The following is a 17,845-nucleotide window of genomic DNA, read 5'->3' as shown; positions in this document are numbered from 1 at the left end:
GCAATAGCGCAGCACAAAATACTGCGACTGTACCAACACGGTATAAAAAGGCACCTGCTTGTGGTATTCTGAAAATGTAATGGTGGGAAAGTTTTGCCAAAACGCACCTAGCCCCAGAATCCCGCCAGAGAGGAAAGCCACAAACCCCCACCGGCACCAGCTTGCAGCCATTTTCCCCCAAACCCGCCCCACACCTGTCAAGCCACCGGCCTCTCGAAAAAAAGCGCAATCAATTCCTCGGATACCGAACCTTATCGGTTGGGTGCGAGTAGGGATTACCGAACCAAAAGAGCCGATTTTGGCCGTTTTTCCCTTAAGAAAATCTAAAGTCAACCGTACAGCCGGTTCAGGCCGGTTGCAGCACAAGCGCATTACACTGTGCTGCTGTTGTAAGGCATGCCAGCAGCGATCCTGTCAGTACATGTATAAAATTGCACCGGCTCGTGCTATAGTGAAAGAGTAAGTTGGGGGAGTATTGGCAAAAAAAAGCCGGTTAGTCCCCTAGCCTCCTGGAGGCGAAATTGGCTTTTCCCTCACCGGCACATAGCTTGCGGGCACTTGCTGGAAACTGCCCCGAGGTGCCGGTGGTGCCCCCGGGGGATTTGCGGAGGATTCCCCCGGATACCAATTTTCTTCTGCGGGCAGTTGGGTGCCGGCAATCGAAGTGCAGGGCGCGGGTTGAGCCAGGGGTTGGGGAGAAAGATTTTGCAATCTGCGGTTGATTGCTTATTTTACAAGAGGTGACTCCCCTGGGTGCCGGTGGCGCCCAAAGAGGAGTTGCAGACGATTCACCCGGATACCAATTTTCTTCTGCGGGCAGTTGGGTGCCGGCAATCGAAGTGCTGTAAACAGCTTGAGCCGGGAGGTGGAGAGAAAAATTTTGCAATATGCGGTTGATTGCTTATGTTATACGGGGTGACGGTTAAGGCTGTGCGAGCTACTGGGTTAATTTGCTGCTGGCGCTAATAATGCTGCTTATCCCTAGAAAAGAGGTGGAGGCTCCAGACCGGCATTCCCAGACGGAAGCCTGGAAACGAGCGGATAAATCAGCCCTGAACAAACTTATCCCGGCAACTTGGCGTGGAGGTCGAACCAGCCATCTTGCATGGGGTTTAGATCCGGCTTGTTCCAATAAGCGTCAATCTCTTTGGCAATCTCTTCAAAGCTTTTCCACTCCCCTTCAGTCTCTTCCCCAAACAGTCCGCTAGCCCCCAGCACAAAGGAATGCTCTGTATAGCTCCCCTCCCGAGGGGGGTAAGGGCATTTCATCTGCGGAACAGTTGCCTGGTTGATAAATTTAAATTTGTCGTATCCCAAACCGCTCAACCCCTCAAGGATGCCACCATTACCACCCTCAACAGAAACATACCGGGGGCGCTCTTGGAAAGAGTAAAGCGTGTGAACCGCCTCCAACTCCTTCCCTTCAATGTCTACCTTGAGGTAGTAGGGAATGCCTGCGTCTTTCAAAATTGTTTCGAGTTTGACGCAACTTATCCAGATTTCGCCATACGCGCCGCCTCGCATCCCCCGTGCTGGAACAAAGGAACTCCACTCGCTTATTGTGTGATTCACATAAAAGGGGAAATAGCCCTCCTCTGTCCCCACACCCACGTTTAATATCTTCAGCTGTCCGCTGTCACTATAGCCGGCTAATCTCTTGTTTGCTTCTTCGACTGCTAGCGGATTGGCTTCTACCGCCACAACATTAAATCCCTTTTTTAAATAAAACTCTGTATCTTGCCCCACATGCATCCCGACATCAACTATCAAGCGGTCGTTATAGCCTGAACTCACACTCCCTCCTCACTTCCGACATTAGTTTAACAGTTCTAGCGGCTCTCAGTTGGATGAACTTGGCCCAGAAACCCGGTTTCTTAAAGAAACCGGGTTTCTCAGTAGCTCAAAAAGGATGAGAAAGGCTATATATTGCCCTTCTGAATTATGAGTGAGAACCCTCTCTCCTGTCTTTCCTTGGCGCTCCTTCACGGAGCGGTTTGAAAAAAAAATAATTTTCACAGCACCATTATAACTGCTCTAGCAGCTGCCGGCAACTGGAGAGGCTGGGGTTCCTGGGGGCTGCCCAAGATTCTGGGATAGCCCACCGCCCCCGTGAAGGGACGCCAAGAGGGAACAGAGGGAGAGAAAATAGGCTGCCGGCGGACTGACCGGACACAATCGCGGAGGGGTGCGGCGGAAGCTGTTGTGGGGTGTGACCCAGCACGCGAGCTCCCGGCTCTGCATAGTTGGGGTGTCGCTTCAAATTTCGTAATGCCAGAAGGGCTGCCGGTCGGGAACCAGCACAAAGCTGCGGCGCTGCCGGCAAATAATCCCCTGTTTCTCGAAAGCGCTCAGCATCCGGGTGACAGTGACTCGGTTGGAGCCAATCATTTCGGCAATTTCTTGATGCGTCAGGCGCAGGTCAATCAGCTGTCCTTGCTCCACTTGCCGGCCAAACCGCTTGGACAGCCAAGTTAACAGCCGCAGGAGCGAGGCGTCAATCGGTTTGCACTGTCGCATTTCCAAGAACTCTCCGAGCTGCTGAGTGTGGCGTACCAGCGCCTCCGCGACTTGCGGCGATGCCCCCACCGGCAGCAGGCTAGCCTCAACTCGGGTCAGGCATTCTATTTGATAGGGTTGGGCTTTCGACAGCACTGCGCCAACCACATCCTCCGGTCCCCACAGCCCCAGGGAAATCACTGTCCCGTCTTCGTTCCAGGTCAAAGCCCGAACCGCGCCGGTTTCAATGTTCCAGAGTTCGTCCCGCCGCAAGGGCAGCAGGCAGCGGCGCTCAAACGTATATCGCCTCAGGTTGGGAGGGTGAGCCGTCGGAAAAGGAGAAAGCATCATAGTAGCTCCTGCGACCTTAATCTACGGTAACTCAATCGGCATACCGTAGGATAAATAGATTAACAATCTTAGCACGGATTGCGGCAAAAAGCAAGAGAGAGGCCAAAAAATTGCCAAATCGCCTCCTGGAGCTACAATTGCGCTAAAATACTAAAAATCTATCGATAAACCGTAGTATACTGGAAAAAATCGACGTTGGCTATGGGAGGGTGGGCTCTGATGGAACTGTCCTGTAAAGTGAAGTACGCTCTGGTGGCGCTGCTGGAACTCGCCAGCCACCACGAGCGGGGAGTGCCCCTGCAAATCAGCCAGATTGCTGCCAACCAGGAAATGCCCGACCGCTACCTGGAGCAGCTGCTGACAGCGCTGCGTCGCGGCGGGTTTGTGCGCAGCCAGCGCGGGGCTAAAGGCGGTTATTTATTGGCCAAGCCACCCTGGCAGATTACGCTGCGGGAGGTGATCGCTTGTCTGGAAGGGTCCCAAAGCCAGGAAAAAAACGAGCCGCCAGAGGAGTCAGCACTGACAGCGGAGGGTTTCGTGATTCAGGAAGTCTGGCAGGAAGCGGCTCTGGCGGCTAGGGCAGTGCTGCAGCGCTACACCCTGCACGACCTGTGCCAAAAACGGGACGACCGGCAGCGTATCAGTACAATGTATTACATATAAGCCAGCCGGCTCCCCACCTCGGATAATCGCTAACAGAAAACTCAAACGATCAACCTAAAAACTCTTATGCGGATTGCGCGTGATGTTACAGAACTGATTGGGCGCACGCCCCTGGTCGGGCTGAATCGGATTCCCCAGGCAGAAGGGTGCGTGGCGAGGATTGCCGTCAAGCTCGAAGGGATGAACCCGGCGTCTTCTGTCAAAGACCGGATTGGCGTCAGCATGATTCAGGCAGCGGAAGAGGCGGGACTGATTCAGCCCGGAAAAACGGCGATCGTCGAGCCCACTTCCGGAAACACCGGCATTGCCCTAGCGATGGTAGCGGCGGCGAAAGGCTACCGCTTAATACTGACCATGCCCGACACCATGAGTCAAGAGCGGCGGGCGATGCTGAAAGCCTATGGCGCGCAGCTGGAATTAACTCCTGGAGTTGAAGGGATGAGAGGGGCGATTCGCCGCGCCGAAGAAATTGTCGCCACAACGGCAAACGCCTTTATGCCGCAGCAGTTCCAAAATCCAGCCAATCCCCAAATCCACAGGCAGACCACAGCCGAAGAAATCTGGGAGGATACCGATGGCGAGGTAGATATCCTAGTCGCTGGTGCCGGCACCGGCGGCACGATTACCGGCATCGCAGAAGCCATCAAGCCCCGCAAACCCAGCTTTCAAGTCGTTGCTGTCGAACCGGCTAACAGTGCTGTGCTCTCCGGAGGAGAAGCAGGCGCTCACAAAATTCAGGGAATCGGCGCGGGATTCATCCCCAAAGTCTTGCGCGCAGACCTGATTGATGAGATAGTTGCAGTCAGCGATGAGGAGTCGATGGTATTCGGTCGCCGCCTGGCCCGAGAAGAGGGACTGCTCTCCGGCATTTCCACCGGCGCAGCTCTAGCCGCTGCTATCAAAGTGGGCATTCGTCCGGAAAATGCCGGTCGGCTGATTGTGATCGTACAGCCAAGTTATGGCGAGCGCTACCTGAGTACCCCGCTGTTTAAAGAGATCGACGAAGAACCCGCCTCTCTCCGCTAAAACATGCCGGTGGGTGGGGGTTCGTTCCTTCGCGCTGCGCCCAAACTCCTGTAGGGGCGGTTTCGCTCGCAATACCTGCAACCTAACTGGCAGAAGTAATAAACCCCCACACCGCACATCTCCTGTCCTTGATTTGTGAAAAGTATTTGTTGATAAAACCGCCAAGACGCCAATATCGCCAAGAAAAGAAAAGAGAAAATAGCACAATAATTTGCTGCAAACAAAATTCTCAATTCCTCTTTATTGGCGTCCTTGGCGTCTGTGGCGGTTCCCTCTCCCCCATCACAGCCAAGGGCTGCGATTCTTAAATCTGGGAACTGCCGAAAACTGCTGAGTGCGAGACTTGACGAGTTGCTGGCGAAATGATACAATCATATCACTGACGGTTTCCATGTCAATTAAAAAAGCATCGTGACCGTCAGGAGAGTGCAAAGTCCGGAACACAGAGTTGGGGATGAAACGGGCGATCTCTTCCTGTTCTTCCGGCGGATAGAGCAGGTCGGAATCAATGGCAACCACCAGTGCCGGTTGGGAGATGCTGCGCAGGGCGGATTCGTAATCCCCCCGCCCGCGCCCCAAGTCGTGGGAGTCCATAGCTTGGGTGAGCGTGATGTAGCTGTTGGGGTCAAACCGGCTCACCAGCTTTTCGCCGTGGTGGTGCAAGTAGCTGGCAATTTGCCACTTGCCATCTTCGCGAGTTTGCCGGCTGAATTTCCTCTCGAAACTCGCCCGACTGCGGTAAGTGCTCATCGCCATCATCCGCGCCACACCCAAACCGGCAGCCGGTGGGCGGTCGATGGTGTAGAAGCCACCGCGCCAGTTGGGGTCCGCATAAATCGCCTGCCGCTGCGCTTCGGAAATCCCGATGCACCACGCCGAGTGATAGCCCGGTGCGGCGATAACCGCAATTGACTCCGCCAGTTCCGGATAGAGCAGCGCCCATTCCAGGACTTGCATGCCGCCGAGAGATCCGCCGACAACCATTTTCAGCCGCTGAATTTCCAGCGCCCGCACCAGCGCCGCCTGCAGGCGCACCATGTCGCGAACCGTAATCGCGGGAAAATCCGGTCCGTAGGGGCAGCCGGTGGCGGGGTTGACAGAGGCCGGACCCGTCGTGCCGTAGCAGCTGCCCAAGATGTTGCTGCAGATGATAAAGTCAGTTTCGGGATCTAGGGCTTTGCCGGCACCAAAGAGAGGCTCCCACCAGCTGTCCGCATCCGCAGTGCCGGTCAGGGCGTGACAGACCAGCACCGCATTGTCGCCGGCGGGGTTCAAGTTCCCCCAGGTGCGGTAGGCGATGCGAGTGCCGGTGAGAACTTTTCCCGACTCCAGCAACAGCGGTTCGGACAGTTCGTAAAATTCAGTTTCCGGGGAAATAAACCAGTTGTAGTTCATAGCGATTGTTTTCTGGTGCGAAGATTCGTCGTATCCCTTGACTTTGCTGGGGTTTTCAAACCGGGTTTCTTTAAGAAACCCGGTTTTTGGCTTTGTGGGGTCAGCAAGTCGGTATTCCAGCTGTTTTGCCCCCCCGCACTCCCCCTTGATGCTGTCGCCTTCGGGCTAGTCTCTAAAGGCCAAAGGCTTGCTGAAAATCGGCTTTGATGTCGTCAATGTGCTCAATTCCGACAGAAACCCGAATCAAGTCGGGAGTGACACCCGCCGAAAGCTGCTCCTCATCAGTCAGCTGCTGGTGCGTCGTCGAATTCGGGTGAATGACGAGCGTTTTTGCGTCCCCAACATTTGCCAAGTGGCTTGCCAGCTGAACGCGATTGATAAATTCGCGCCCCGCTTCTCGCCCGCCTTTGATGCCAAAATTCAGCACGCAGCCAAACCCGTTGCGCAGGTATTTCGCCGCCCGTTCGTGATAGGGGTGATTTGCCAAACCGGGATAGTTCACCCAGGAGACTTGCGGGTGTTCCGACAGCCACTGAGCTAGGGCCAGGGCGTTAGAGGCTTGGCGCTCCACGCGCAGCGAGAGAGTTTCCAGCCCTTGCAGCAGCAAGAAAGCGTTAAAAGGGCTCATGCAGGGGCCCAAATCCCGCAATCCTTCCACCCGCGCTCGAATAATAAAGGCGATATTGCCAAAAGGACTGTTCGGGCCAAACACTTCATAGAAATTCAGCCCGTGATAGCCAGGGGACGGTTCGGTGAAGATAGGGAATTTCCCCTTCCCCCAGTCAAATCGCCCGGAATCGACAATCACGCCGCCAATGGAAGTGCCGTGACCGCCAATCCATTTGGTGGCTGATTCTACAACAATATCGGCACCGTGCTCAATAGGCCGGCACAGGTATCCCCCGCAGCCAAAGGTGTTGTCTACAACCAGGGGGATGTTGTGTTCGTGGGCGATGTGGGCGAGGGTGGCGAAATCAGGAATGTTGAATTGGGGGTTGCCAATCGTTTCTACGTACAGCGCTTTGGTGTTTTCGTCAATAGCTTGGCGGAAATTTTCTGGGTCATCGCCCTCGACAAATTTGACGTTAATTCCCAGGCGGGGGAAAGCAACTTTGAACTGGTTGTAGGTCCCCCCGTAGAGGAAGCTGGTAGAGACGATGTTGTCTCCCGCCTGGCAGATCGTGCTGAGGGCCAGAAATTGGGCCGCTTGACCGCTGGAAGTGGCGAGTGCGGCGACGCCACCCTCCAAGGCGGCGATCCGGCGCTCAAAAACGTCGGTGGTGGGGTTCATGATCCGGGTGTAAATGTTCCCGAATTCCTGGAGAGCGAACAGCCGCGCCCCGTGATCCGCGTCGCTGAAGACGTAGGACGTGGTCTGGTAAATCGGGACGGCGCGGGCGTTGGTGCCGGGTGCGGGTTCTTGACCGGCATGAACTTGCAGGGTTTCAAAGCGGTAATTCGGTTTTTCGCTCGCAGACATTAAAATTTCCTCAAATCTTTCGAGATTGCCACAAAGCGGGCAGATAAATTCAGGCAGTTAGGTAGGCCAACTCTCCCACGTCTTCTGGCCGTTCCCGACTCTTGGGAAAATTATACACCTAAATCTGCTGAGATAAATCGTATTTTCTGTGAGGGGAGTGTAACAAAATATGACGCCGCGCGCGCTGGGTTGCGCGGGAGCGCTCCCGGCACTGCAGGGAGCGCCGGGAGGGAGAAACAGGGCGTGTCAGAGCCCCCCAAATTCAATCTCCTCACAGCGTTGCAGGAGAGCTTCGATTTGCCCCGCCAGGGCAATCAATTCTGGCCAAGATGAGCCGCTCACCAAATCTTGCGCGTGTGCCAGGTTGTTCCTTAACTTTTCAGCTGCCTTCAAGAAGCGCTCTCCAGAGCGCTTGGATTTCAGCCCCAGACGCTCGACGAGTTCCAGCTTGGAGAGGATGAGCTCCCGCTTGTCGCAAAACTGCAGGTAATCCGTCAAGTCCATCGCTTCATTTCTTTGCTGCTGCTCGTGCCACAGCTTGCTGGCCAAAGCCACCCGTTCAGCTTTCAGCAATACCTGCCAAGAATTGTCGGGATAGTAAAGCCGCACCAGCCTCAGCATGTGCATCTCCAGCAGCGTCACCAGTCCAAAGAGGAGCATCCGCACCGGCGCTTTCTGCAAGTCGCCGCGCGTCACAATGCCGCTAACGCGGTTGCGCTCCAGGACAAACAGCCGGGGCCGGTGCTGCAAAAGTGGCAGCAGCTCCATCAGGGGTGTGGATGCCGCCATCAGTTCTGAAGGGTGAAAGATGCGCTGGTGATCGCCGCAGGTGCCCGCGCCCAAACCCGATCGCTCCACATAGCCGCAGATCGCGCCGCCCTCTTCGATTGCCACAACGTCAAAGTTGAGCGCGTCCATCCACTGGCGCACTTCCCCGGCATCCTCCGACGCCGGCACAGCCTGCAGGGGTTCGGCAACATATTTGACAGTGATGCTTTCCTCGAACAGACTCCGCAGATCCCCGGAGCTCGATTTGAGCTGTTTCATATCCTCCAGCTACCAGACCCCTTTGGCGCATGACTTGGACGCTCACCGGCTCTCCCGCCATTGAGCCGGTGGCACCCCGGAAACATCAATATAGCACGCTCGCACGCTCGTACTGGGCATGGGGCACCGGGCATGGGGCACCGGGCATGGGGCACCAGGCATGGGGCACCGGGCATGGGGCACTGACAATTTCCCCCGCTCCCCTAAACCCTAACCCGCAACCCCTAACCCCAAACCCCCAACACGTTCAAGCGCCCGAACTCAACAAAGAGCCCGGGCGCTTGATTAATAGGTTGCAGAATCATCTCTGCGGGGATTTACGCACTCAGGAACGGATGTCCCGGTTAGTGCCGCTTGCATGCCGGTGTGACTAGGCAGGCATCATGGTCATGGACATTTTCTTGCACATGTCAGCGCAGCGCCGGCACATATCGGCGCAGGCTTTCATCTTTTCGTCATCGCCCATCATGTCGCAGCATTCGGCGCAGCGCACGCACATATCAGCACACAGCATACAGGTGCGTTCCATGAACTCGGAACCGCTCATCATCATGTTCATCGACATTTGGCACATTTCGGCGCAGTCGCGCATCATCGCCATCATCGGGCCTTCCATGCACTTGCCGCCCATTTGCATGCAGTGAGTCATGGATTCCACACACATCTTGTAGCAGTCCATGCAAGCCTGCATGCAGTCTTGCATTTCTTTGGTCATGGGCTTGTCGGTCATCATCATCATCATCATAGTTTTGCTTCCTGATTGAACGCGAATAAATTAGACGTTTGAGCTGAACCGGGAACACATATCTCTTTTCAGCTCCTACATATCAGATTAGCAGGATCGCCAAGATTTTGCCATTAATAAAAGATAAAGATTTCCGGAACTTAAACTACAGTATTCCTATTAACCAGCCGCAGATTGTATCGGGAGACATACCCCTTAAAGTTGAGTCTTCCTATTTCCCAACCGGAGATTGTTTGGGGACAGACCCCAGCTGAATTCCGACAGAGGGTGTCGGATTAGGTAAAATTAGCTTGAGAGGCAATTTGGCAGGGGAAATCCGAGATATTTGGTCGGGTTATAGGAAATAAGCAAAATTGCTACCTTAGGAGGCAGAGCCTGCTAAGCGGCGTTCCCAGCCTCAGGCTGGGAACGAGGGGAACTTTTGGGCTGAAGCCCAACTACGAACTTTTGGGCTGAAGCCCAACTACGAACTTTTGGGCTGAAGCCCAACTACGAACTTTGGGCTGAAGCCCAACTACGAACTTTGGGCTGAAGCCCAACTACGAACTTTGGGCTGAAGCCCAACTACGAACTTTTGGGCTGAAGCCCAACTACGAACTTTGGGCTGAAGCCGAACTAGGAACTTTCCTCTTCCAAAAACCAGCACATCAGGTTCTTGCCGGTGAGGGGGAGGGGTTCCCGATTGAGCTTCAGTTCGATAAGCGTCGTTGTAAACGGGTAAAAGAACTTCAGGTCCGCATTGTTCAGGAGCCATGTGAGGTCGATCTCCGCATCCCACTTCCCCGCTGGATTGACCTGCCGGTCGTCTTTCATTTTCTCGCTTCCATAGCCGTAATAGGTGACAAGCTGCGAGCCCGATGAGGCGATGATGCGCATCCACAGGTTCGTCAGGTTTTCTGGTTTTATTTCGGTCAGGTTGACGTGGAAGCAGCGGTAACTGGCGTCGCCGGTGTAGGTGTAGACTTTCTTGTCAAAATCTCGGACTGTCTGCGGGTTTCCATCCGCATCTCGCGTGAAAAGCTGGATGTAATAGTCTGCAATCGGGTCTTTGCGCTCATCCACTGCATGAACAATAAACTGCTGCCATTTATCGATTTTATTTCGCGCCTGTGCCGCGCTCTCACCGGCTTTGTTGAGCCAGTCCTTGAATTCCCGCTCGTCCGACACTCCCAGCGCTGAATCCACCAAATCAATCAGCTGCTCTCCGGGGTCGCTCATAATTGTGCCGTGATTCAGCCCCGCAATCGGAATGAGGGGAATATTAATATTGTCTCGCCAAGGCGCAATTTTTATGCGGTCGTTCAACTCGGAACGCTGCGGATCTTGTGTCAGGTCGAAGGCGATCTTGCGCGTGTTGAGCGCACAGCCGGCCCACCTCACAGCTCCATCGGTGCCCGGTTCATTGACTATAATATTCGCCAGACTGCCGTAGCCTTCTGTACCGCACAAGGTAAATACATAGGGTGTGGTGTCATCTGTGCCATAGTAGGTTTCTTCGCCTATCAGATCCTTGTGCGCCAGATCCCAGGTAAAGGGACTGGCGAGCTCCAAAGCGTCGAGGACTCGATCTCCCGCTTCCAGAAAGTCCGGTCCGATCTCTCTATTGCCTTTGAAGATTGCGCCCAGCCAACTGCGTCCTTTACTGGCGAGGGGAGAGCCAAAACTTGCCGGTGCTAGGGCGACCAAATGCTTCAAACGATCTCGCCGCCCCCGGTAAGTGGTCAGCCAGGCACGGATGACCAGGATGCCGGTGGAGTGGACAATCGCGTCGAAAGGTTCCTCGCTGTTCAGACCGGCGCGGATTCTCAGCGCACGGTCGAACCCTTCAGCAATGTCTTTCATTGTCACTTCATTGGTTAGCGTGCGGTAGCTACAGACGTGGATGTGCGTGATATCATAGCCGCGATTTTCAAGCGCCTTGACCCATTTGTCAAAGCTTTTCCCATTGGCAGAGTAGCCGTGTACCAGCACAACTGGATTTCGTGTCATAAACAGGACTTACGCTTGCGCCTCTATCTGTAGGGTGGGTTAGCGCTAGCGTAACCCACCACACAATTGAGTGTCGCTGCCTAAGTCCTGATAAAGATATTTTGCCGGCAATTAATGCTGTTTCGATTTTAGTAAAGTAGGGCTTGCGCAACGCCCACAGAAACCGGGACCTTTGGGGTGCGTTCCGCTTCTGAACGCACCCTACTGATCAGGTGCGTCAGAGAAATGTGGGGTGCCGGTCACTTCATGGCGTAGGACAGGCGTCCCGCCTGTCCCCTTTTGGGCCGGCGCAGGCGAGACGCCCGCGCTACGCCTTCGTGGCACTTCCTGGCGTAGGACAGGCGTCCCGCCTGTCCCCTTTTGGGCCGGCGCGGGCGAGACGCCCGCGCTACGCCTTCGTGGCACGCTTTCCTGCCCCTATAGGCTCTGCCTCCTTTCAAGGCACAAGCAGCATTATGAGCCTCACCGCTGATAACTCGGCATTATACCACAAAACGCACTGTTTGTGTAACTCAGACAAATTTTTCCCCAAATCTCAAATGGCTGCCGGCCCACCGGCTTTCGCAGAGCCCGCCCGCAAAAAGCGAGTTGGCAATCTCCGGTTTGTCTATCGGGATATGTTATTATCGACTTAGAAAGTCTGCTAGAATCCCGCCCCACGGGCCACCCGATGGGGCCAGTGGGGGTGGGCCAGGCTGTGGCGAAAGCCGATCTGTCAAGAGCCCGCACCGGCAGCCGGTGTCGGGGGGATGGGAAGGCATATTTGTAGTTGGGCTTTCGCCCAAAAGCGCCACATTTGCGATATTCTCTCCCGTAAGGGAACTTAACATTTTTTTTAGATTATGGCGATCCTCCGGCTGGAAAACAGTACGAACCACAGCGAACTCAGTGATATAACTCGCGAACTGGCTCCCTTGAATATCGAGCTGAAATACTGTCCTGTGGGGAAGAAACTGGAGCTGGCGGAACTGCTAGAAAAAGACACACTCTCACATCTGGAGAAAACACAAGTGCTCGGTGCAGTTAGCAGCCACTTCGAGGAAGTGAAGCGCACCACCGGCTGTGTGTGGCGCGACTTGCTGCTGCTGCACCCGGGATCGCCGAATCTCTACCCACTGATTGCCAGCTGCCACCGCCCCCACACCCATACAGACAGCGAAGCGCTCTACATCCTCGATGGGGGGGGAATATTCGGCTTCGTGCGACCGGATGGCAGCCAGGTGGAACTGCTCGTGCGAGCGGGCGAATACATCAACATACCTGCCGGCACCGAGCACTGGTTCTGTCCCGCTGCCTCGCTTCAAATCAAAGCAGTCCGGTACTTCACCACCGCAGAAGGCTGGGTGCCCCAATATACTGGCACCCAAATCAGTTTTCGCTAAAATGAAAGAGGAAATTTTAAATTTTCCCCCGGCACTATGCAGATTAATTTTGAACGGACTGGCGGCTTTGCCGGCATGAGGCTGGCAACCGCTGCCGACACGCACACCCTCCCCCCAGAAGAAGCAAATCAGCTGCGCCGGCTCGTTGAGGCAGCTGATTTCTTTCACCTCCCTGGCAGCATCACGTCCCCCACTGCCGGTGCTGACCGCTTTCAGTACCGGCTCGCGGTGGAAGAAAACGGTCAGCAACACACCGTTACAGTTAGCGAGCGAGCCCTGCCAGCTCCCTTGCGACCGCTGATCGAATGGCTGGTGGCGGCGGCACGCCAAAAGTAAGGGCCCGCAAACCAGAAACCGGGTTTCTTAAAGAAACCCGGTTTCTCAGTACCTGAGGCTAGTTCCTTCTTGCCGGCTAAATTACCCCCACTTCTTTCCAAGCGTTGCGGACTGCGTTTTGCTCGGGACTTCCCTGGCTGTAAAGTTCGCCGGCAACGGCGATGGTGAGATTGGCAGCCTGTTTAAAATTCGACCTGGGGCGCAGCCGGTCGCGCAAAGTGATGTACCAAATTTTCCCGGCTTTTTCCCAGGCATAGCCGCCAATTTCCATCGCAGCCAGATAAAAGGCGCGGTTGGGAATTCCTGAGTTGATATGCACGCCGCCGTTATCTTCTGAACCCCTGTAGTAGTCTTTCATGTGAGCCGGCTGGGGATCTTTTCCGAGCACTGGGTCGTCGTATGCGGTGCCGGGTGCTTTCATAGAGCGAATGCCTGCGCCGCTGACTTTGGAGGTGAGCAGGCCGGCTCCGATAATCCAGTCAGCTTGAGCCGCTGTCTGGTTGAGCGCCCGCTGTTTCACCAAGGAACCGAAGACATCAGAAAAAGACTCATTCAGCGCTCCTGGCTGACCTGAATAAATCAGGCCGGCTTCATGTTCTGTGACGCCATGAGTTAGCTCGTGACCAATTACATCAATTGCCTTGGTAAAGCGATCAAAAATCTCCCCATCCCCATCGCCATAAACCATCTGGCTGCCGTCCCAAAAGGCGTTGTCATACTCCCGATCGTAATGAACAGTGGAGTCCAGACGCATGCCCCGGTCGTCGATGGAATTGCGCTCGAAAATTTCAGCGTACAAGTCATAGGTGGCACCGGCGCTGTCGTAAGCTTCGTCTACGGCTGGGTCGCCGGTTGGGGCGTCGCCCTCACCGCGCAGCAATTTTCCGGGGAGATTAGTGCCATTTTGGGCGTCGTAAATTGTGCGGCGCTTCTCGCCTGCCGGCGTGATTGCCTTTGCCGCTAGGGTGCCCAGTGTCATGCGCCGCCCGCGCAACTGTTCCGACAGGCTTAATGTTTTAAAAGCCCAGTTTCGCTGCGCCGGGTTGCCGCGTTCGGCGAGGTGGCGCAGCATGTGAGGGGGGAGGATGCAGCAAATCGGATGCAGCCGGTTGCAGCAGTGGTTTTTGGGATCTGACATTCTATTCATAGCAGCGATTAATGATTTGTTTTGCCATCCCGATGGCGGCTTTCCCAGCCATCGTTCTATCTGCTTTCTTTTCAGCTATCCCTAAATCCGGAATGCTCTGACACTTTCTCACGGGATATTATTTTTGTTTTACAGCCTCTTTCGGGTGCGTTTTCCTAGGAAACGCAGCCTACTTTAAACGACAAATGTAAGAATTAAATTAGCCGTAAATTAACTAAAATATGGCTTTGTGGGCGGGGAGAATACCGCCCACAAAGCTGGAGTTTAGAATCATCTAGGGAGCAGGGGAATGAAATGTTGGCTCCTGTCTGTTGAGCTGCTATCTCGCACCATTCCCAACCGTGAGATCGGCGAAAAGCCGGCAGATTCAAAGGAATCTGCCTGTCACCGCAAAGCGGCTTCTCCTAAGGGGGCCGGTGCGAGAGAGATGCCTTGAACCTACTGACAGGTATAGCGAGAAGAGGAAGCCGGCGGACAGTCGCTTTTTTTTGTGACGCTGCCCTGGGGTAGCTCATTCGAGTGACACTCGTTTGAGTCTGTAGGGGCAATCCCCCTGTGGTTGCCCCGTGTGGGGGCCGGTGGCTTGGCCCTACAATGGGCAATCCTCCTGTGCTGGGCAAGCACAGGGGCAGGCACCTTGCCGCTGCTTGCCCTGCCATCCGGCTTTGGGACAGCGTCTGGAAGGGGGCGTCACCTGAGGGCGGGCGGGATTAGCACTCTGCGCGAGAGAGGTAAAATTTAATCCTGGATTTCTTGCGCAATCCTACAAAACGTGATACACTACATACGGCTCTGAAAAATTGACATGGCCCAATGGTCAGCTCCGAACAGGCAAATCGCGACTTCAATTACCGCACTTATTTTTCTGCCAACCTCCCTTGACTTCCGACACGGAAGCCTACGGCTTTGCGAAAAATCAGGTCTAAAAGGGCGAGAGCGATGCTCGGTAGGCGCACTAGCAGTTCAAAAGTTGAAAATGAGTTTAAAGCATCAGGCTGAATTGACGGGAACCACGCCCTGTGGATGTCACCGAAGAATTCACTAGCAAGACCTGCATGCAGCAGCCGGCAAATGTCCACACCGGCTTGGGTGGCTCTAAAGTTTTCCACTGTCCTAGCTGCGGATTTACGCGCTTCGCAAGACTGGAAGGGTGCTTTTGGGATGTTCCTGAAAGCTTTGCGGGATACCGCCTCTATCACTTTTACGGGTGAAGCGTGCTATCGTTGCACTGTCCGGGAATACCTCGAATAATGTCGCGTAAATGTATCAGTGCTAAATTGTCTAAGTGAAGAGTTAAGAACGCAAGAATGGCCAAGATCGTTGCATTTGATGAAGAGTCTCGGCGGGCGCTGGAACGGGGCATCAACGCCCTGGCAGATGCGGTGCGGATTACGCTGGGTCCGAAAGGCCGCAATGTCGTCCTGGAGCAGAAGTTTGGCGCACCGCAGATTGTCAACGACGGGATTACGATTGCCAAGGAAATTGAATTGGAAGATCCGTTGGAAAACACCGGCGCTCAGCTGATTCGGGAAGTGGCGTCGCAGACGAAGGAAATAGCGGGGGATGGGACGACTACGGCCACGGTTCTGGCCCAAGCGATGGTGCGGGAAGGGCTGAAGCTGGTGGCAGCCGGCGCGAATCCAGTCGCGGTGCGGCGGGGGATTGAAAAGACAATCGCTTATCTGGTGGGGGAAATTAAGGCAGTGGCTAAGCCGGTGGAAGGTGCGGCGATCGCGCAGGTGGCCACGGTGTCTGCCGGCAATGATGAGGAAATTGGCCAAATGATTGCCGAAGCGATGGAAAAGGTGACTAAAGACGGGGTGATTACCGTTGAGGAATCGAAGTCGCTGGCGACGGAAATGGAAGTGGTGGAAGGGATGCAGCTGGATCGGGGCTACATTTCTCCGTACTTCGTGACAGATCAGGAGCGGATGGTGGCGGAATATGAAAATGTCCGCATCCTGATTGCGGATAAGAAAATTAGCGCTATCGCGGATTTGGTGCCGGTGCTGGAAAAAGTGGCCCGTGCCGGTCAGCCGCTGCTGATTATTGCCGAAGATGTGGAAGGAGAAGCTCTGGCAACTCTGGTGGTGAATAAAGCTCGGGGCGTGCTCAGTGTCTGCGCGATTAAGGCTCCGGGATTTGGCGACCGGCGCAAAGCCCTGCTGCAAGACATCGCTACGCTCACGGGCGGACAGCTGATTTCTGAAGATGTGGGTCTGAGTCTGGATGCGGTTTCGATAAATATGCTGGGAGTTGCCCGCAAGGTGACTGTTACTAAGGAAACCACGACGATTGTGTCTAGTGCGGACGACCGCAATAAGGCGGACGTGCAAAAGCGGATCGCCCAGCTTCGCAAGGAGTTGGAGCGGACGGATTCGGATTACGATAAGGAGAAGCTGCAAGAGCGGATTGCTAAATTAGCCGGCGGGGTGGCGGTTATTAAAGTGGGCGCACCGACGGAAACGGAACTCAAAGACCGGAAGTTGCGGATTGAAGATGCTCTCAATGCGACAAAGGCGGCGGTGGATGAAGGGATTGTGCCGGGTGGCGGCACGACGCTGATTCACTTGGGCAAAAAAGTTGCGGATCTGAAAGGCAGTTTGGATGTGGAGGAAAATATCGGCGCGGAAATTGTGGCTAAGTCGCTGGAAGCTCCTCTGCGCCAAATTGCCGACAATGCCGGTGTGGAAGGTTCGGTGATCGTGGAGCGGGTGCGGGAAACTGAGTTTACGATCGGGTACAATGCAGCTACCGGTGAGTTTCAAGATTTGATTGCGGCGGGGATTATTGACCCGGCTAAGGTCGTGCGCTCAGCGCTGCAAAATGCCGGTTCGATTGCCAGTATGGTTCTCACGACTGAGGCGCTGGTGGTGGAAAAGCCTCAGAAGAAAGCTGCCGGTGCGCCTGATATGGGCGGCATGGGCGGCATGGGCGGCATGGGCGGCATGGGCGGCATGGGCGGCATGATGTAACGCCAGCGCCTGAGGCAGCCGGCAGAAACCGGGTTTCTCTGGCAGACCTGGTTTCTCGATGCTGTGGGCCGGCCTGACTCAATCGAGCAGAATCCGGTTAATTCGTCTATTTTTAGAAAAGCCCGCGCAGGCGGGCTTTGTTTTGATGGCGGCAGAATGGATTCCGCAATGTTGTAAGCACACATCCGGATATAGCAGTATGCACTTAGGTTAAAACATTAGACCTTCAGGGCAGCCAGACGCTGGCCTACGTCTATATCCCAGTAGTAATATGGGTTAGGACAATAGGAGCCGGAGTGCGGGGGTGCAAAAGAGGCCGAGATGTACGAACCTAAGTGGCTACTGCTATATAATCTCACTCCAGTTGACTGGCCGGAATTTCAATGGTAAACTCCGCTCCCTGTCCGGGGGGCGAGGAGCAAGTGAGCTGTCCTTTATGCTGTTGCGCGACAATCTGATAGCTGATAGACAGTCCCAATCCCGCGCCGGTGCCCACTTTCTTGGTGGTAAAAAATGGGTCAAATAAACGCGAAAGGGCCGGCTCTGAGATGCCTGGGCCATTGTCGGCAATCCGAATCAAAACAGTATCTTTGGCGGTTAGCTCGGTGTGAATCCAAATCGCCGGGTGCGGGACATCTTCTTGGCCGCGCCCGGTGCCCGATGCCTTCTTCCCCTCCGCCAGAGCATCAATCGCATTATTCAACAGGTGCATAAAAACCTGGTTGAGCTGGCTGGGATAACAAGTCACTCTGGGCAATTTGCCATAGTCTTTGATCGCGGTAATGGCGGGGGGGGGTTTTGTTTTCCCGAGCC

Annotated in this window: 18 protein-coding genes and 1 pseudogene; 8 read left to right on the top strand and 11 right to left on the bottom strand. The window is 54.9% G+C overall.

The genetic code is table 11. The features are described 5' to 3' along the window. Window positions 1-501: 501 nt before the first annotated feature. The 3 genes from OSC10802_RS0106690 to OSC10802_RS0106675 form a co-directional block, all read right to left on the bottom strand. The gene (locus tag OSC10802_RS0106690; protein WP_017716016.1) at window positions 502-711 is read right to left on the bottom strand and encodes a hypothetical protein; all 210 of its coding nucleotides are present in this window, start codon (window positions 709-711) and stop codon (window positions 502-504) included. A 351-nt stretch (window positions 712-1,062) separates the two neighbouring features. Beyond that, complete coding sequence (locus tag OSC10802_RS0106680) at window positions 1,063-1,794, bottom strand: FkbM family methyltransferase (RefSeq protein WP_017716014.1); 732 nt, start codon at window positions 1,792-1,794, stop codon at window positions 1,063-1,065. 462 nt (window positions 1,795-2,256) lie between these two features. Continuing rightward, window positions 2,257-2,847 carry a Crp/Fnr family transcriptional regulator gene (locus OSC10802_RS0106675; protein WP_017716013.1) on the bottom strand — a complete coding sequence of 197 codons (591 nt, stop codon included), beginning with the start codon at window positions 2,845-2,847 and terminating at the stop codon, window positions 2,257-2,259. A 201-nt stretch (window positions 2,848-3,048) separates the two neighbouring features. On the opposite strand from OSC10802_RS0106675, the gene OSC10802_RS0106670 reads away from it, so the two are divergent. Both OSC10802_RS0106670 and cysK read left to right on the top strand, forming a co-directional pair. After that, window positions 3,049-3,510: an RrF2 family transcriptional regulator gene (locus tag OSC10802_RS0106670; RefSeq protein ID WP_017716012.1), complete on the top strand. Its 462-nt coding sequence runs from the start codon at window positions 3,049-3,051 to the stop codon at window positions 3,508-3,510. A gap of 66 nt (window positions 3,511-3,576) precedes the next feature. Then, a complete protein-coding gene (gene cysK, locus OSC10802_RS0106665; protein ID WP_017716011.1) occupies window positions 3,577-4,536 on the top strand; it encodes a cysteine synthase A in 960 nt (319 codons plus the stop codon). A 282-nt stretch (window positions 4,537-4,818) separates the two neighbouring features. Here the strand turns inward: cysK and metX are convergent, their stop codons facing one another. The 3 genes from metX to OSC10802_RS0106650 form a co-directional block, all read right to left on the bottom strand. Next, a complete protein-coding gene (gene metX / locus OSC10802_RS38970) occupies window positions 4,819-5,931 on the bottom strand; it encodes a homoserine O-acetyltransferase MetX (protein WP_017716010.1) in 1,113 nt (370 codons plus the stop codon). Between the two features lie 172 nt (window positions 5,932-6,103). Then, the gene (locus OSC10802_RS0106655; RefSeq protein ID WP_017716009.1) at window positions 6,104-7,411 is read right to left on the bottom strand and encodes an O-acetylhomoserine aminocarboxypropyltransferase/cysteine synthase family protein; all 1,308 of its coding nucleotides are present in this window, start codon (window positions 7,409-7,411) and stop codon (window positions 6,104-6,106) included. A gap of 246 nt (window positions 7,412-7,657) precedes the next feature. After that, window positions 7,658-8,458 carry a CBS domain-containing protein gene (locus tag OSC10802_RS0106650; RefSeq protein ID WP_017716008.1) on the bottom strand — a complete coding sequence of 267 codons (801 nt, stop codon included), beginning with the start codon at window positions 8,456-8,458 and terminating at the stop codon, window positions 7,658-7,660. Between the two features lie 29 nt (window positions 8,459-8,487). On the opposite strand from OSC10802_RS0106650, the gene OSC10802_RS47435 reads away from it, so the two are divergent. Next, window positions 8,488-8,832 carry a hypothetical protein gene (locus OSC10802_RS47435; RefSeq protein WP_082218251.1) on the top strand — a complete coding sequence of 115 codons (345 nt, stop codon included), beginning with the start codon at window positions 8,488-8,490 and terminating at the stop codon, window positions 8,830-8,832. Here OSC10802_RS47435 and OSC10802_RS0106645 read toward each other — a convergent pair. From OSC10802_RS0106645 to OSC10802_RS49015, 3 genes are all read right to left on the bottom strand, one after another. After that, a complete protein-coding gene (locus OSC10802_RS0106645; protein ID WP_017716007.1) occupies window positions 8,829-9,203 on the bottom strand; it encodes a four-helix bundle copper-binding protein in 375 nt (124 codons plus the stop codon). The two genes, OSC10802_RS47435 and OSC10802_RS0106645, sit on opposite strands and share 4 nt — an antisense overlap. Window positions 9,204-9,818: 615 nt before the next feature. Then, on the bottom strand, window positions 9,819-11,192 hold the full coding sequence (locus OSC10802_RS0106640) for an esterase/lipase family protein (protein WP_017716006.1): 1,374 nt from the start codon (window positions 11,190-11,192) through the stop codon (window positions 9,819-9,821). A 239-nt stretch (window positions 11,193-11,431) separates the two neighbouring features. Beyond that, the gene (locus tag OSC10802_RS49015) at window positions 11,432-11,632 is read right to left on the bottom strand and encodes a hypothetical protein (RefSeq protein ID WP_155967424.1); all 201 of its coding nucleotides are present in this window, start codon (window positions 11,630-11,632) and stop codon (window positions 11,432-11,434) included. Between the two features lie 402 nt (window positions 11,633-12,034). Here OSC10802_RS49015 and OSC10802_RS0106630 point away from each other — a divergent pair, with 402 nt between their 5' ends. Continuing rightward, window positions 12,035-12,574: a cupin domain-containing protein gene (locus OSC10802_RS0106630; protein ID WP_017716004.1), complete on the top strand. Its 540-nt coding sequence runs from the start codon at window positions 12,035-12,037 to the stop codon at window positions 12,572-12,574. A 36-nt stretch (window positions 12,575-12,610) separates the two neighbouring features. Next, window positions 12,611-12,910 (top strand): protealysin inhibitor emfourin, encoded by a 300-nt coding sequence (locus OSC10802_RS0106625; protein WP_017716003.1) that lies wholly within the window; start codon window positions 12,611-12,613, stop codon window positions 12,908-12,910. Between the two features lie 76 nt (window positions 12,911-12,986). On the opposite strand, the gene OSC10802_RS0106620 is transcribed toward OSC10802_RS0106625, so the two are convergent. Continuing rightward, on the bottom strand, window positions 12,987-14,057 hold the full coding sequence (locus OSC10802_RS0106620; protein ID WP_044169995.1) for a M4 family metallopeptidase: 1,071 nt from the start codon (window positions 14,055-14,057) through the stop codon (window positions 12,987-12,989). Between the two features lie 289 nt (window positions 14,058-14,346). Between OSC10802_RS0106620 and OSC10802_RS49010 the strand changes: the two genes are divergently transcribed. From OSC10802_RS49010 to groL, 3 genes and pseudogenes are all read left to right on the top strand, one after another. Continuing rightward, window positions 14,347-14,493, top strand: coding sequence for a hypothetical protein (locus OSC10802_RS49010; protein WP_017716000.1), 147 nt, complete (start codon window positions 14,347-14,349; stop codon window positions 14,491-14,493). Between the two features lie 473 nt (window positions 14,494-14,966). Continuing rightward, a pseudogene (locus tag OSC10802_RS38965) lies at window positions 14,967-15,318 on the top strand (zinc ribbon domain-containing protein); the annotation flags it as partial. Window positions 15,319-15,364: 46 nt separating this feature from the next. Further along, window positions 15,365-17,032, top strand: coding sequence for a chaperonin GroEL (groL, locus tag OSC10802_RS0106610; protein WP_017715999.1), 1,668 nt, complete (start codon window positions 15,365-15,367; stop codon window positions 17,030-17,032). A 355-nt stretch (window positions 17,033-17,387) separates the two neighbouring features. Here the strand turns inward: groL and OSC10802_RS38960 are convergent. Further along, window positions 17,388-17,845, bottom strand: a 458-nt coding sequence (locus OSC10802_RS38960; RefSeq protein ID WP_017715998.1) for a sensor histidine kinase, incomplete at its 5' end; no start/stop codon positions are given.

Source organism: Kamptonema formosum PCC 10802, from assembly GCF_000332335.1.
Lineage (GTDB): Bacteria > Cyanobacteriota > Cyanobacteriia > Cyanobacteriales > Oscillatoriaceae > Oscillatoria.
Note: the sequence above shows the minus strand (reverse complement) of the source record. Positions and strands in the feature narration are given on the sequence as shown.